The organism is Cognatiyoonia sediminum (assembly GCF_900129845.1).
Classification (GTDB): domain Bacteria; phylum Pseudomonadota; class Alphaproteobacteria; order Rhodobacterales; family Rhodobacteraceae; genus Cognatiyoonia; species Cognatiyoonia sediminum.
In genome coordinates this window covers 591,480-606,772 of the sequence record NZ_FQXB01000001.1, presented here as the reverse complement: position 1 = coordinate 606,772, position 15,293 = coordinate 591,480, and the positions used below count along the sequence as shown (strand labels likewise).

Here is a 15,293-nt window from a genome sequence, read left to right as displayed (position 1 = left end):
CTATTCTTCACCTTCATAAAGGCTAATTGGCTGCGCAGGCATGATCGTTGAAATCGCAGATTTGTAGACCAATTGCGATTGACCATCACGGCGCAAAAGAACGCAGAAACTATCAAACCAAGTGATGACGCCTTGCAGCTTTACACCGTTGACCAAAAAGATGGTCACTGGAACTTTGGTTTTGCGAACGTGATTGAGAAAAGCATCTTGAAGGTTTGCTTTGTCGGACGCCATTGCGATCCCTTTCTTTTTCTTTTTGTGGCCAACGCCGGGCCAATTCCCAATGGGCTTAGTATGTCGCGGGAAACGCGAAGTTAAAACCCCAAAACAGCACGCTGCTATTTCCGCCAGAAATCCGGGTTGAACAAGGCAATCAATGCAAGGGTTTCGAGCCGCCCAAGCACCATGGCCGCACCCAAGATCGCTCGAGCAGCGACTGGAAGACCTGCGTAGTCAATCGGAGACTCGGCCGCAATCGTCGCTAGTGGACCCGTCGTAGACAACGCTGCCACCGCAAGGACCATGCCGCGCTCAAATTGGATACCTGCTAAAGACAACAGCAACATCACCGTCGCGATACTGATCGCAAACAGCATAAAGAATATCCAAGAGATATAGGCACCCTGCCGTCTGATCCTTCGGGCATCTTTGCCACCGCCTCCGACAGAAGAAGGGTGAAGCAGCCTATCCATTTCACGTTCAGAATGGCGAAAGAGCGCATAGACTCTGAGGAGTTTGACACCACCAGCAGTGGTAGCAACACCGCCCCCAATCAAGGCTAGACCCATCAACAAAAGTCCTGGAGTCTGTAGTCCAGACCAATCAGTCGCGGCATCCCAGTATTTCGACTCAAATCCAGTCGTCGTCAAAAATGAAACAACGGTAAAAAATGATCCCCACAAAGCCCGCGCAGCATCGGCGATGTCAGATGATGCCTCATCAATCGACCCCACAAAGTGTCTTACGAACAAGAGAGTTGTTGCCAAGAATATGAGGATGCCTGCGACGACTACCTCAGGGTCTTTCCAAAGAGGATTTTCTGTCTCTCCCACAAATCCGCGCGAAAACGTCAGCCTTGAGATCGCAAAGACGAAAAATACCACGATGGCGACTTCGCCCCAGAACCCAGCCGAAGAGAAATAGGTTCCGCCAATTGGGGAGATGCCTGATGTGGAAATCGTTGACATGGCATGGATCACCGCGACGCTGGGCGTTTCGCCAAGAACAATCAAAATCACCCAAAGAACCACTGTCAGTCCAAAATAAATCGGCGCAAAATCTACTGCATACCGGTTCAAACGTTCAGAAGAGTCGGCGACCTTCCCGATTTGTGCGATGGATGTTTGATTTTGCTGACCGTATCCGCCAAGTGAACGAACCTCAAAACCGCCAAGATTCATTGGTGCAAACAAAGCAATCGCGACCACCCAAACTAAAAAACCACCAACCCAACCGACTGCCGCGCGCCACAGGTGCAGAGTGGAAGAAATCAGTCCGGGAGTATCAAAAAGCGTTGCCCCGGTTGTGGTAAAGCTGCTGACCATCTCGAACCACGCATCCGCGTAGCTCGTGTTGGATGTAGCTTCGGCAAAGGGAACCGCGAACATCAAAGGGAGGACGGTGAAAGCGGCCACGAGCGTGAGCAACTGACTGCGCGCTAAGTTTGGAGGTTCGTAACCTGCTGTGGCGAGCCCGACGAGCAAGGTCAGTGTTCCGAACAGAATGGTTCCATAGAAAAAGACCCGCATCCCGACAAAGTCGCTCGTTGCCCAGCCGTATATCGCAGGGATCATCATAATGAGGGACCCAAGCCCCATTAATACAACGAAGAACGGCAATTTCTTGAGCGCCGAAGCCATTAGAAAAAGTCGATCGTCACTTGGAGCAATCGTTCAACTTCGGACACGTCTTCTGACAAACAGAAAAGCGCAATGACATCGCCCTCATTGATGCGCGTATCCCCTTTGGGTTTTTGCATCTCGCCGTTCTGCATGATGCCGCCGACAATTGTGCCTTCGGGGAAATCAATATCTTTGATGCGCTGGCCGGAGATTGGCGACGTCCCCAAGACCTGCGCCTCGATAACTTCGGCTTCGGCGTCTCCAATCGAATAAACGCCGCGCACTCGACCATGGCGGATGTGTTGAAGGATCGAACTCACCGTCGTTGCGCGCGGGTTGATGTAAGCGTCGATGGAGAGCGGGCCCATAAGCGGCACAAGTGTTGGGTCGTTGATCAAACAAATCGCCATCGGATTGCCGATCTCCTTCGACCGCACGCTGGCGAGCAAGTTGGTTTTGTCGTCGTCCGTCACCGCCAAAACAGCGTCGGCGTTTTCAATTCCAGCCTCTTCAAGGATACCGGAGGACAACCCGTCGCCATGCAGAACAATGGTGCGCTCCAGATTATCGGCGGCATGTTCGGCGATGTCGCGATCAAGCTCAACCATCTTCACCCGAACGCGCTCAGTGCGTGCTTCCAAGGCCCGCGCAACGCCAAGGCCAACATTGCCGCCTCCGATAATCACAATGCGTTCCTGTTTGGACTGTGTCTTGCCGAATATCTCGAGCGTGCGGGTCATGTCCTTCGTATCGACGAATAGATAAACCTCGTCTTCCGGGAACAGTTGATCGCCCGCCATAGGAACGAAAAGCGCCCCTTCTCTGCGGATGCCCACCACAATTGCTTTCAACGTTGAGAACAGGTCCGTCAGCTGCCGCAATGGCGTGTTGATAACCGGACAGTCCTCTTCGATGGTTATGCCTAAGAGCTGCGCTTTACCCTCGAGAAAGCTCTCCGTGTCAAACGCAGCAGGCGCCGCGAGGCGTTGAAGCGCGGCTTCGGCGACTTCCTTTTCCGGGCTGATCACCACATCGATCGGAAGATGGTCACGGCGATAAAGGTCCGAATAAATCGCGTCGAGATAGCTTTGCGATCTTAGACGCGCGATTTTGCGTTGAATGGCGAAGACCGAATGAGCCACCTGACAGGTCACCATATTGACCTCATCCGAATGGGTCGCAGCGATGATCATGTCGGCGTCTTCGGCGCCTGCGCGCTCCAATATGTCAGGATAGCTTGCAAAGCCTGAAATACCTTGCACGTCCAAAGTGTCCGTCGCCCTGCGCACCAATTCGGGATTGTTGTCGACGACTGTAACATCGTTCTTTTCGCCGGAAAGATGTCGCGCGATCTGCCAGCCGACCTGACCGGCACCGCAAATGATAACTTTCATCCTGTTCTCCCGACAGACAACGTCATAGTGGTGACAGAGCGTTAACAGCTAGTCAATTCAAGCGTCCGCTTCAACATAAGCAACACGCGCACCGGATTTATTTGTCGTTGCAACACCAAGGGATTTGAGCTTGCGATGCAGTGCAGAGCGCTCCATCCCGACAAAGCTGGCTGTCCGACTAATATTGCCACCAAACCGGTTAATCTGAGTGAGCAGATATTCCCTTTCGAACAGTTCACGCGCCTCGCGCAAGGGAAGCGTTGCCAAACCGCCAGACAGGACGACGCGCCCTTCTTCGGCTGCCGGTTCTTCTGACGCAGGAAGTTCTTTCGCAGAAATCTCTTCGGTATTTTCTCCAAGGATAAGAACGCGCTCCATAACGTTCTTCAACTGCCTGACATTACCGGGCCACAGCATCGTCTGTAGCAGCGCCCGGGCATCTTCGCCAAGTTCGCGCATTGGCAATCCTTGAGATTTATTGAAGGACTCGATGAAATACTCAGCAAGCAATGGGATGTCTTCCCTTCGCTCTTCGAGGCTTGGCACCGAAATCGGAACAACGTTTAGGCGATGGTAAAGCTCCTCTCTGAACGAGCCGAGGTCGATCTCTTCCATCAGGTCTTTGTTTGTCGAAGATACGACACGCAAATCTACTTGAACGTTGTCGTTGCCACCAACACGTTGAAATCTTTGATCTACCAATACGCGCAAGATCTTTGACTGCGTACCAACTGGCATATCAGCGACTTCGTCGAAGTAGATTACTCCGCCGTTCGCTTGTTCCAACAGGCCTTTCTCAACACCCCGCCCCGCACTTTCGCGGCCAAACAAAACTTCTTCCATGCGATCAGGTTCGATTGAGGCAGAACTCACCGTTACAAAGGGCGCATCCGCACGATCCGAATTCGCATGGATATATCTCGCGGCGATCTCTTTACCTGATCCCGCGGGACCGGTCAGCATCACCCGGCCATTGGACTTCGTAACCTTATCAAGCTGCGACTTCAGGGTACGGAAAGACGCGCTTTCTCCTAGCATATCGGCGCTAACAGCCTCTCCACGCTTTAATTCGACGTTCTCTTTGCGCAGGCGCGCCGTTTCCATGGCACGACGGATAACGACCATTAGTTGATCTATATTGAAGGGCTTCTCAATAAAGTCGTAGGCACCTTGCTTGATGGCCGCGACGGCGATCTCAATATTGCCATGGCCAGAAATGATCACAATGGGTACTTCGGGGTGGTCACGTTTGACAGACTTTAGGATATCGATCCCATCCATGTTGCTATCTTTGAGCCATATATCGAGGATCATCAAAGCTGGTACTTCCGTCTCAATCTGCTTCATGCATTCATCGGAGTTACCTGCGAGACGCGTCGTGAACCCCTCATCTTGAAGGATATCTGCGATCAACTCGCGAATGTCTCTTTCGTCGTCAGTGATTAGAATATCGCCCATGGTTAAGTCCTCATGCTGGAATTTTCTTGGCCGTCTGCTTTGCTGGTGCAATCGGCAATATGATGGTGGCTTTCGCCCCCTTATGGGTCGCCCCATTGAATTCTTCGGCGTCGGATAAGGTCAGCGTGCCGCCGTGCTCTTCGATGATCTTTTTGACGATGGAGAGGCCCAATCCAGTGCCTTTCTCGCGCGTTGTGACATATGGTTCAAAGAGCTTTGCCCGGTTTTCTGGGAACCCAATGCCGTTGTCTTGGACCGTAATGATCGCGTCATTATCCTGAGTGGACAATTCCACGCGGATTTCTGGTTTCAAATCCACCGACGGGTATTTTTCCTGAAAGGTTTCTGTCGCTTCTCCGGCGTTCTTAATTAGGTTGATCAAAGCCTGAGAGATCATGGTTTCGTCGATATCCGTAAGGATCGTATCAGAAGGCAGGTTCGAATGAATAATCACTTCCGGTTGCCCAGCTTCCTGCAATGTCACTGCGTCGCGGACCACATCGACCAAATTGCTATTGGTTAGCTCCGGCTCTGGCATACGTGCGAACTTTGAAAACTCATCAACGATGCGTCGTAAGTCATTGGTTTGACGCACAATAACGTCAGTCATCTGATCCAGCTTATCCCGTTCGGAGACTTCCTCGGAGAACTTTCGTTTGATCCGCTCTGCTGAGAGCTGGATAGGCGTCAGCGGATTCTTAATCTCATGCGCGATCCGGCGCGCCACGTCGCCCCAGGCCGCCATGCGTTGCGCGCTAACGAGGTCTGTCACATCGTCAAATGCAACAACGTAGCCTTCAAGGGTACCATCCTCATTGCGCCGCTGTGCCATTCTAACGAGAAGGCTCTCCTGCTGCCCTTTACGAATGAGGTTGATCTGCTCTTGCTCAGCTGAACGACCACCTTCTTTTAGGCGATCAAACAATTCAGCAAACTCAGGCACGGCTAAGAAGATGGCTGTCTCCGCCTGCGTCTCGTCTACAGCTAAAAGTGCTTTTGCGGAGGGGTTCACAAAAGTTATACGCCCTTCTGGATCAAGGCCAACAACGCCAGAGGTCACCGAACTCAGTACTGAGTCAAACAGTCGTCGGCGACGTTCTGTTTGTGCGTTGGTTTCCATCAATTCGTCTCGCTGGCCTTTGAGTTGAGAGGTCATCTGATTGAAGTACGTGCCGAGCTGCGCGATCTCGTCATCGCCTTCTTCCTCGATCACGCGTACGTCTAAGTCACCAGCACCAACACGTTGTGACGCGTCCACAAGTCGACCAACCGGACGCGAGAGCCTTTCCGCGAACCATAAACCCAACCATGTCGCGGCTAGGATAAGAATGACCGCGAAGCCTAAGTAAATAAATCCAAATCCGAAAAGAAGCCGCCCGCGATCACGCTCCAGTTGAGTGTAAAAAGCCACCGTCTCTTTCGTCTCATCCAAGAGTGAAAGGATCGAGCCATCGACTTGTCGCGTGACCAATAGATAACGATCTTGAAAGCTGTCCATTCTAAACAAGGCACGGAATTCGTCGTTAGATCCGTCTTCGATGATCACAAGGCCGCTTTCATCGGCAAGCGCGAACTGCTCGGGCGTCGGGCGCTCATAATTGAATTCGTAGGAACGCGCTCCGCGCGTACGAATGTTGCCCGCACCATCGACAAAGAACACTTCGGTCAAACCGCGGTCAATCTGTCCCTGAACGACTTGAAGTGCTTGCCGTACATCCCCGTCATTCATAAAGAAATTGGCTTGGCGTTCGCTATTCAGATACGCTGCGAGCGCTTCGCCATCACGTTGTAGTTCCGAACGTTCTTCAGCCTCATATGCTTCTGCCGTGTCAAGTGACGTTCCTAGTACTGTAGACACGCGATCCGAGAACCAGCCTTCAAAACCTATATTGATGGACAGCAAGGCAAATGCCGCGACAAGTACGGTGGGAATGAGGGCCAACAACACGAATGCTCCTGTGAGCCTCAAATGAAGCTGAGAACCCGCAGACCGGTTACGGCGTGCAATAATGAGTTTCGTAACCCGCTGCATAACCAAAGCGGCAATCAGCAAGACGTAAATCAAATCCGCAAAGAGGACGAGCCGCAGTATTGGCGAATTCGTACCGCCCTCAAGCGGTCCGCTGATCACTATCGCCGTAATCGCAGCCAGTAACGGTCCCATCAGAACAAGAGCAAGGGTCAGCCCATTCTGGACTGATCTCTGCCTGCGCCAACGGCTGAACCGCCGCATATCAATGCCCAAGAGGGTACGCTGCACTGCGTATTGCCCTGTGTTTTGGCGGGTCACCCCGCATACCGCTTTGTTTGTGGTCCTTTGCCGAAGGGCTGTCCCCTCGGGGCCACGCTTATGTTGCGGTTTTACATCAACTTGCGTCGGCGTGTCACGCGAATATCGAGGTCCGTGATCTTCTTGCGCAAGGTATTCCGGTTTATCCCAAGCAGATCGGCGCATTTGGCCTGATTTCCACCGGTTGCATCCAAGCTGATCTCAATCAGCGGAACCTCAATTTCCTTTAAGATTCGGTTATATAGGCCCGGGGGAGGCAAGACCCCACCGTGAAGATCGAAATATCGTTGGAGGTGCTTCGCAACAGAAGCCGACAGCTTATCATTTTCGCCACCGCTTCTCAGTGTCTCCATTGCGGGCTGATTTCCAAGAACCGACTCGACCTCGGCTTGGGTTATTTCCGACTCGGTTGAGGTAAACACCAATCGGCGAATGGAGTTCTCAAGCTGACGAACATTGCCGGGCCAGCTGTAGGCGCGGACCATCTCAGTCGCGTCCTCGCTCAGCGATTTCATCGGCGCGCCTTCCCGCTCCGCCTTTGCCAAGAAATGGTCGGCCAGCAGGGGTATGTCGTCCACACGTTCGCGCAGCGAGGGCACGGCGATTGTGACGCCGCTTAAGCGATAAAACAGGTCTTCACGAAACTTGCCGTCTTCCATGAGCACAGCCAAATCCGCTTGTGACGTCGCCATAACGCGCGGCGCGGTATCTCCGAAACTATCGAGCATTCGCACAATGCGCGCTTGAGCGGTTTCGTCTAGGTCGCCGACTTCATCAAAAAGGATCGACCCACCCTTTGCCTTAGCCAGTACAGCATGTGGCCCGTCCATGGTCTCGAGATCGCTCGCGCCTACGATAACAAATGGTAGATTGCGCCGGTCAGAGAAATCATGAATTGCCTTGGCTATGAGCGACTTTCCGGTGCCGGATTCACCAGTGATCAAGACCGACAACTGCGTGTTCATGACCCTCGCAACAAGGCGATAGAGCGCCTGCATTGCAGGCGTGCGGCCGACCAACGGCAGATCACCGCTTTCGTCTTTGTCCGGATCAACGGCTCGCACGTTTTGGGAACGGCGTTTCACCTCCAAAGCCCGCGCTGCCCGTTTCATCAGATCCGGTAGATCAAAGGGTTTCGGCAGGTAGTCGTAAGCATCAGCTTCTGCAGCCTGGATCGCCGTCATGATCGTGTTCTGTGCTGAAATCACGATGACGGGTAGCCCCGGGCGCGCCTCGGCGATTTGCGGAATTTGCTCAAGACCATTTCCATCGGGCATCATGACATCGGAAATGACCAGATCGCCTTTGCCCTCTTCGACCCAACGCATCAGCGTCACAAGAGACGAAGTCGCATGGACCTTACACCCTGCCCGCGTCAGCGCTTGGGTCAAAACCGTACGGATCGTGCGATCGTCATCAGCAACTAGAATGGTTCCGTCCATTAGGTGTCTCCATCATCGGTTTTCGGCGCGAGTGGGAGCGAGACCCGAAATTTGGTTTGCCCAGGGACGGAGTCGACGGAAATCCATCCTCCGCCGTCTCGCAGCAATTTGCTGACAAGGGCCAAACCCAATCCGGTGCCGTTCTCTTTGCCCGAAATGAAAGGTTCAAAAATATCGTTGGCGATGTCGGGCGGCAGGCCGGGCCCGTCATCAATGATTTCGATTTGTAGCGGCAAACGCGCCTGAGTTCCGTCAGCCTGCAAGATGCGGAGCGAAGGGTCGTAGAATGTGCGGAGCTTGATCGATCCGCCGTCATGTCCAGCCTCTGAGGCGTTTTTGAGAAGGTTCAAGAATACTTGCTGAAGTTGATCTGCATCCGCAAAGGCGTGGGGCAGCGAAGGGTCGTAGTCGACGACAAAGAACATATGCGCACCGAAACCCACGGAAGCAGACTGTCTCGCACGATCTAGAATGTCGTGAATATTGACCGACGAAAGTTCAGGTGGTCGCTGATTGCCGAACTGCTCCACATTTTCGAGCAAAGCCACAATACGGCGACTCTCTGCCACGATCAGGTCCGTCATTTCCTGATCTTCGGGCGTCAAACCCATCGACAAAAGCTGCGCTGCACCTGTGATGCCGGCTAAGGGGTTTTTGATTTCATGGGCCAGCATCTCTGCCATACCGATCGCCGATTTCGCGGCTTTGTTAGAGTTGCCGTTTTGGTTCACGCGGCTAGCGATCTCGCGCGGGCTGATCAGCATGAGCATCATGTCATCCGACCCAATCAGCGGTGCGATTTGCACGTTGCAAAGCATCGGGGCCCCCATGCCGCTGCCTACGTCGACGTCGTTGATGAACAACGGACTCCTTCGGTCTTTGGCGCGGGCGTAGGCATCCTCTAAAGGCGCATCGACCATGACCTTTTCCCATAGATCCGAACCAAATAGGGCCTTTGCAGATAGGTTGAGGAAACTTTCGGCGGCGGAATTGGACATCGCGATCGTGTCGTCCCCATTCAACAGCAGCGCTGGAACTGGGATCGAAGACCAAAGGTTGACGTTCTCGATCATGCCGCAACCTCGGTTTCATAGGTCAGGGCATCAGGCAGCATCCTGAGTACTTCTTTGGAAGATCGACTGGTTAGAATAGCTTTCCGCAACGCCGGCGAAGTGTTGGCATCGTCCATGTACCAACCAAGGTGCTTACGAGAGACTTTGCCACCGAGTTCTTCACCATAGAAACGCAGCATCGCTTCGTAGTGATCGCATACCATGGCAATCAGCTCCTTGCCTTTCGGCAGCTCTGGTGCGGGAGTCCCAAAAAGCTCTGCCGCCACTTGCGCGATCATCCAAGGCTTTCCTTGGGCGCCGCGTCCGATCATGACGCCATCGGCGCCCGATTGGATCAACGCCTCTTTCGCTGTTGTCGCGTCGACAATGTCTCCATTTGCAATGACTGGAATCGAAACTGCTTCCTTGATGGCCCTGATCGCCGCCCAATCTGCTGACCCTTTGTAGAACTGGCATCTTGTGCGGCCATGGATCGTGACGAGCTGAATACCGGCATCTTCGGCACGTTTGGCCACGTCGGCCGCATTCAAGAAGTCATGATCCCACCCAAGGCGCGTTTTCAGCGTGACGGGAATGTCTACCGCCTGAACAACCGCCTCAATCAAACTCAGAGCATGGTCCGGCGTTTTAAGCAGTGCAGAGCCAGAATAGCCATTTGTGACTTTTTTTGCAGGGCATCCCATATTGATGTCGATGAGTGCTGCACCGTTGGCCTCTATCATCCGAGCCGCTTCTGCCATCCATTTGCCTTCACGACCAGCGATCTGAACAGACGTGCCGGATTGATCAAACCCAAGCTCAGCGCGTTCACGCACGCCGGGCTTCGCTTGAACCATTTCCTGACTCGCCACCATTTCCGAAACAACCCAACCGGCGCCAAACGACGATACCAATTGCCGAAAGGGCAAATCAGTAATGCCAGCGAGTGGCGCGAGAGCCACCGGTGGCGAAACGGTCAAAGAACCGATCTTTATTTCAGATTTCAGAGTTTGCACAAGCGTCCGCTTTAAGAGGTTTGTTGCTGTAGTCTTAGGAGTCGAGTTGACCTTCGACAATGTTATAGTTCAGAAATTTGCGGATAAAAACATCATATGATTATTTTTTAGGCAAACATACCTTTTTGAGCCGTGCCGATTGCGCGTTGCAGCACCAGAACGTAAACAAATGCACGAACGTCGCGCAGGGAAAGAAATGACAACGGCAACCATTATCGTCGCGGCAGGGCGCGGCAAACGCGCTGGAGGTGACCTTCCCAAACAGTGGCAAATGCTTACCGGCAAACCCGTTTTAGGGCGCACGATCGACGCGTTCAGAGAGCAAACTGACGTGATCTGTGTTGTTCTTCACCCTGACGACCATGATATTTGGAACACCTTTGGGCTTGAAGCCGACGCAGTCGTGAACGGTGGCGCAACACGTGACGAATCTGTCCGCGCAGGACTGATGGCCGTTAAAGATCATGAACCGTCAAAGGTCCTTGTCCACGATGCCGCTCGGCCTTTGGTCTCCAAGCAAACAATTCAGCGCGTCTTAGACGCTCTGGAGGAGCATCCAGGTGCCGCCCCTGCTCTACCGGTGACGGACGCGCTATGGCGCAGCGAAGGAAAAGCTGTTGAAGCGGCGGTTTCAAGGGACCACCTGTATCGCGCGCAAACCCCACAGGGCTTCAATTATGCTCAGATCTTGGAAGCCCATTTGGATCGCAAAACCCCAGCTACTGACGACGTAGAAGTCGCCCGCGACGCAGGTATGTCCGTTCAAATCGTTGACGGCGATGAAAACAACCTGAAAATAACGATGGCAGCCGATTTCGACCGTGCAGCGCAGATCTTGGGAGAAAACATGGATATTCGCCTTGGCAATGGATACGACGTCCACCGGTTCGGCGATGGGGATCATGTGGTCCTTTGCGGCGTAAAGATTCCGCATGGGCGCGGCCTTCAGGGTCACTCTGACGCCGATGTCAGCATGCATGCCGTGACTGACGCAGTCTATGGCGCGCTTGGCCAAGGCGATATCGGCCAACATTTCCCACCGTCCGATCCGCAGTGGAAAGGTGCTGCGAGCCATATCTTTTTGGAACATGCTGTCGCTTTAGCCGCCGAACATGGGTTTTCGATTTCAAACGTGGATTGCACGCTTGTTTGCGAATACCCAAAGATCGGCCCGCACCAATTTAAAATGAAAGCGAAAATGGCAGCGATCATGGGAATTAGTTCTGACCGTATCAGCGTCAAAGCCACCACATCCGAACGACTTGGATTCACAGGGCGTGAAGAAGGCATCGCCAGCATCGCAACAGCTACGCTGGTCAAAACATGAGCAAGCTCATCGCAACCTTTTTCTATGTCGGCCATCTAAAGCCGGCACCTGGCACGTGGGGCTCGCTGGCCGCGTTACCCGCAGCTTATGTGATTACTTTGATCGGAAGTTGGCCGCTCTTGGCTCTTTGCGCTGCCATCGCCTATTTCGCGGGCCTGTGGGCAACGAAGGTCGAAACGGCAGGCAAGGAAAACCACGACCCATCAGAGATCGTGATTGATGAAGTCGTAGGCCAATGGATTGCCCTGCTCCCTGTCATTTACGGGGCGGCCTCTTCTGGATCAAACCTTCTAGCCCTTTGGCCGGGCTGGATTGCAGCTTTTGTCCTGTTCCGGCTGTTCGACATCACCAAACCAAGCCTTGTTGGCTGGGCGGACAAACGCGATGACGCTGTTGGTGTTATGCTTGATGACGTCATTGCGGGCATTATGGCCGCGATTGGCGTGTTGATCCTAGCAGCACTCTTCCATCTGGTCCTGTCATGACCCTTGCGGAAGATCTTCTGGAGATCGCTAAGTCCAAAGGGATCGTTGTTGCAACAGCGGAGAGCTGCACAGGCGGGCTTGTTGCTGGGGCAATTACAGATGTTCCCGGCAGTTCAGCCATTTTGGACCGCGGTTTTGTGACTTACACGAATGACGCCAAGAAGGAGTTACTGGACGTCCTTGACCCAACAATCGATGAACACGGCGCGGTGTCAGAACAAGTTGCCTCCGAAATGGCACAAGGTGCGCTGCAAGCTTCGAAGGCAAACATAGCAGTATCCGTCACCGGTATCGCAGGGCCCGGCGGGTCAGAATTCAAACCGGAAGGCCGTGTCTGTTTTGGGGTGGCGACACCCGATGCCGTAGACACAGAAACAGTTGAGTTTGGCGCAATTGGTCGGGCTGAAGTTCGCGAAGCTTCGGTCGATAAGGCGCTGACTTTGTTGATTAAAGCAGCAAGGGCCGCGGGCTAGTCTACGCCCTGATCAGAGAGTAGTGAAACGAAGTCTTTTAGATCATCGCCCTGCGCCAAATCCCAAAGCCTTTGTTTATGCCTGACGCCCAGAATACTGGTGGCCTTTCGCTGCAGCTTGTCGGCGCGCATTTCTATGGTCAGCGGCGAAAGCAAATCATGGCTTGCCTCGATCATTTCCCCACCTGCTAGATGGATCGTTGTTCGACTTGCGGTTTCTGAAATCCCGGCGTCCTCCAGAACAGAAACGCATTCAGACAGCCGTTGAAGCTCTTGATTCTTTAAAGTTTCACAAGCGTAAGATTCAATGGACGCCGTATCCACACCGCTGAGGGCCATTGCGGCGGTGAAACGGTAGCTGAACTTTGCTTCAAGCCCCGTTTCAGGTTGGGCGATGTTGCACACGCTCATCCATCTAGGATTGGCACAAACCTCGATCTTCCGGATTTCGTCAGTTTTGCATTCGATCATCGAGAGAGCTTCCAACATCGCATGAAGGCCATGACAGCAAGCATGGAATTTGTGGCTAATCCCGCTGAATTGCCATTCTTCTCCTAGCCCGTCCATCGCGTCATCATTGTTCTCACCAAGGTGCGTTGCGGCGAAGGCTGAGAGGGCTTCCAAAGAAGCTGTTATTCCAGCATGTGCCCATAGCGCCGCTTGCACCCCGGCTTCCGCAGCGATCCCTGCGTTCAAAGGCTTCGCCATTGTGCCGAACTGGGCTTTCAGACCGCTTGCACGGCTTGCGCATAAGCCTAAGGCGATAATAGTTTCCCCTTCGGACAATTTGAGCAAGCGACACGCGGCGAGCGTCGCGCCAAATGCGCCAGACGTGGCCGTTTGGTGAAAACCGATTTGGTAATGCCGCCGACCGAGCCATTCCCCGACGCGTGTCGCTGCTTCGCTCCCGACAGCAATTGCATCAAGCAGCTCATCAAAAGAAGCATCCTTCATCTCCGCAACAGCAAGTGCTGACGAAATGACAACGACAGAGGTATGCCCAATATGGGCGAAATGCGTGTCGTCGTAATCCAACGCATGAGACGTCGCGCCATTCACTAATGCAGCTTGTGGCGCAGGAACTTTCCCGCCGCCGATCAGCGTTGCATGGGCACGCCCGCCTTCACTGATCGCTTTGTCTCGCAGGTTATTAGAGACAGGTTCAGGTATCCCTGCGATCCCACAAACTGCCCAATCAAACAGACAGAGTCGGGCAAGATCACGCGGCGGCGCTTTGAGGTCTGACAGCGCAAATCGGACGAGCGTCTGCTCAACCGTCATGAATAGAGCTCTTTTGCCCGTCCCTCGAAAGCACGAACGACGCGTTGCATCGCTTCGTTGAAGAACATGCCGGCCGCCCCCTGCAAAAGACGGCTCTTGAATTCGAAATCGACAGAGAAGGACACTTCGCAGCCCTCGTCCACGTCTTTAAATTGCCAAGTGCTCTCGAGGTGTTTGAACGGCCCGTCCAGATAGCTCGTGTCGATCTTCTGTTGCTCCGGCCAAAGCACGACACGGCTGCCAAACCTTTCGCGGAAGACTTTGAAGGAAATCACAAGATCCGCCAACATCACCGCGTGATCGCCCTTCTCGTCCACCGAGCGAATGCGTGCGGCTGCTGTCCATGGTAGGAACTTTGGGTAATTGGCCACATCTGCAACCAGATCATACATTTGTTGGGCTGTGTAAGGCAGAACACGGGTTTCTTGATGGGCAGGCATTCGGATGCTTTCGCGTGGACTTCGTCACCTGATGTCGTAGAGTTATCGGCGGAAATCAACCCTTAGGATTCAGACCATATGCCGCAACAGCCCTATGTGATCGACGAAATGATCAGCGCAAAATCCATCGCAGCCCGGGTGGAGGCATTGGCAAAAGAAATCCATGATGAGTTTGAGACGACCGATAAACTGGTCGTTGTCGGGCTTTTGCGCGGCTCGTTCGTCTTTATCGCTGATTTGGTTCGCGAGCTTGATTTACCCGTCGAAGTCGATTTTCTGGAGGCGTCGAGTTACGGGGATGCCATGGAAAGCAGCCGTGAAGTCCGTATTTTCAAAGACCTACGCGGCGCCATTGAAGGGCGCGATGTGCTGGTTGTCGAAGATATCATCGACACCGGCCATACTTTGAGCCACGTCACAGATTACCTGATCACAAAGGCACCAGCGCGCCTCAAAACCATTGCGCTGCTCGATAAACCAGCTCGACGGGAGGTTGATTTCAAAGCCGATTGGACAGGTTTTGAAATTCCCGATGAATTCGTCGTGGGCTATGGTATCGACTATGCGCAACGCAATCGGAACCTTCCACATATCGGTAAGGTTCGGTTCCTAGACGAATGAACCCCCGCTGGTTTCTTCGCGCCAAACGGCTTGCCCAATCGCCGCCGAGTTGGGGACGCGTCAAACTGGTCTTCGCGATTATCCTGCTCTGCGCAGCCCTTTGGGGCTATGAACAGGTTTTCGGTTGGCCAGAGGCGCTGACACCAAATAACCACCGAAGAAATGGGATCTAGG

At 53.5% G+C, this 15,293-nt stretch carries 15 protein-coding genes; 5 read left to right on the top strand and 10 right to left on the bottom strand.

The annotated features are described in order from the left end of the window. From hfq to dusB, 8 genes are all read right to left on the bottom strand, one after another. Complete coding sequence (gene hfq, locus BUA85_RS03030) at nt 1-234, bottom strand: RNA chaperone Hfq (RefSeq protein ID WP_072899168.1); 234 nt, start codon at nt 232-234, stop codon at nt 1-3. A gap of 104 nt (nt 235-338) precedes the next feature. Continuing rightward, nucleotides 339-1,859, bottom strand: a complete 1,521-nt coding sequence (locus BUA85_RS03025) for a TrkH family potassium uptake protein (RefSeq protein ID WP_072899167.1) — start codon at nt 1,857-1,859, stop codon at nt 339-341. Then, entirely contained in the window at nt 1,859-3,235 is a 1,377-nt protein-coding gene (gene trkA, locus BUA85_RS03020) for a Trk system potassium transporter TrkA (protein WP_072899166.1), read from the bottom strand. Before trkA ends, BUA85_RS03025 begins: the two co-directional genes overlap by 1 nt. 57 nt (nt 3,236-3,292) lie before the next feature. After that, the gene (gene ntrX / locus BUA85_RS03015) at nt 3,293-4,693 is read right to left on the bottom strand and encodes a nitrogen assimilation response regulator NtrX (protein ID WP_072899165.1); all 1,401 of its coding nucleotides are present in this window, start codon (nt 4,691-4,693) and stop codon (nt 3,293-3,295) included. A gap of 10 nt (nt 4,694-4,703) precedes the next feature. Then, on the bottom strand, nt 4,704-6,926 hold the full coding sequence (locus BUA85_RS03010; RefSeq protein ID WP_072899164.1) for a sensor histidine kinase NtrY-like: 2,223 nt from the start codon (nt 6,924-6,926) through the stop codon (nt 4,704-4,706). A gap of 128 nt (nt 6,927-7,054) precedes the next feature. Continuing rightward, complete coding sequence (locus BUA85_RS03005; RefSeq protein ID WP_072899163.1) at nt 7,055-8,425, bottom strand: response regulator; 1,371 nt, start codon at nt 8,423-8,425, stop codon at nt 7,055-7,057. Next, entirely contained in the window at nt 8,425-9,498 is a 1,074-nt protein-coding gene (locus BUA85_RS03000) for a two-component system sensor histidine kinase NtrB (protein ID WP_072899162.1), read from the bottom strand. Before BUA85_RS03000 ends, BUA85_RS03005 begins: the two co-directional genes overlap by 1 nt. Further along, nucleotides 9,495-10,466 (bottom strand): tRNA dihydrouridine synthase DusB, encoded by a 972-nt coding sequence (gene dusB, locus BUA85_RS02995; protein WP_341350623.1) that lies wholly within the window; start codon nt 10,464-10,466, stop codon nt 9,495-9,497. Before dusB ends, BUA85_RS03000 begins: the two co-directional genes overlap by 4 nt. A gap of 223 nt (nt 10,467-10,689) precedes the next feature. On the opposite strand from dusB, the gene BUA85_RS02990 reads away from it, so the two are divergent. Genes BUA85_RS02990 through BUA85_RS02980 form a run of 3 tightly spaced genes read left to right on the top strand, consistent with a single transcriptional unit; the run spans nt 10,690 to nt 12,778 of the window. Continuing rightward, the gene (locus tag BUA85_RS02990; protein ID WP_072900386.1) at nt 10,690-11,820 is read left to right on the top strand and encodes a bifunctional 2-C-methyl-D-erythritol 4-phosphate cytidylyltransferase/2-C-methyl-D-erythritol 2,4-cyclodiphosphate synthase; all 1,131 of its coding nucleotides are present in this window, start codon (nt 10,690-10,692) and stop codon (nt 11,818-11,820) included. Further along, entirely contained in the window at nt 11,817-12,305 is a 489-nt protein-coding gene (locus BUA85_RS02985; RefSeq protein WP_072899161.1) for a phosphatidylglycerophosphatase A family protein, read from the top strand. The genes BUA85_RS02990 and BUA85_RS02985 overlap by 4 nt, the downstream gene beginning before the upstream one ends. After that, entirely contained in the window at nt 12,302-12,778 is a 477-nt protein-coding gene (locus BUA85_RS02980) for a CinA family protein (protein WP_072899160.1), read from the top strand. Before BUA85_RS02985 ends, BUA85_RS02980 begins: the two co-directional genes overlap by 4 nt. Here the strand turns inward: BUA85_RS02980 and BUA85_RS02975 are convergent. Then, nucleotides 12,775-14,058: an MmgE/PrpD family protein gene (locus BUA85_RS02975; RefSeq protein WP_072899159.1), complete on the bottom strand. Its 1,284-nt coding sequence runs from the start codon at nt 14,056-14,058 to the stop codon at nt 12,775-12,777. The two genes, BUA85_RS02980 and BUA85_RS02975, sit on opposite strands and share 4 nt — an antisense overlap. Further along, a complete protein-coding gene (locus BUA85_RS02970; protein WP_072899157.1) occupies nt 14,055-14,498 on the bottom strand; it encodes a type II toxin-antitoxin system RatA family toxin in 444 nt (147 codons plus the stop codon). The genes BUA85_RS02975 and BUA85_RS02970 overlap by 4 nt, the downstream gene beginning before the upstream one ends. Nucleotides 14,499-14,576: 78 nt before the next feature. On the opposite strand from BUA85_RS02970, the gene hpt reads away from it, so the two are divergent. Together hpt and BUA85_RS16735 are read left to right on the top strand one after the other, a co-directional pair. Further along, on the top strand, nt 14,577-15,119 hold the full coding sequence (hpt, locus tag BUA85_RS02965) for a hypoxanthine phosphoribosyltransferase (RefSeq protein WP_072899156.1): 543 nt from the start codon (nt 14,577-14,579) through the stop codon (nt 15,117-15,119). Further along, nucleotides 15,116-15,292 carry a hypothetical protein gene (locus BUA85_RS16735; protein WP_165611576.1) on the top strand — a complete coding sequence of 59 codons (177 nt, stop codon included), beginning with the start codon at nt 15,116-15,118 and terminating at the stop codon, nt 15,290-15,292. The genes hpt and BUA85_RS16735 overlap by 4 nt, the downstream gene beginning before the upstream one ends. The last annotated feature ends 1 nt before the right edge of the window (nt 15,293 follow it).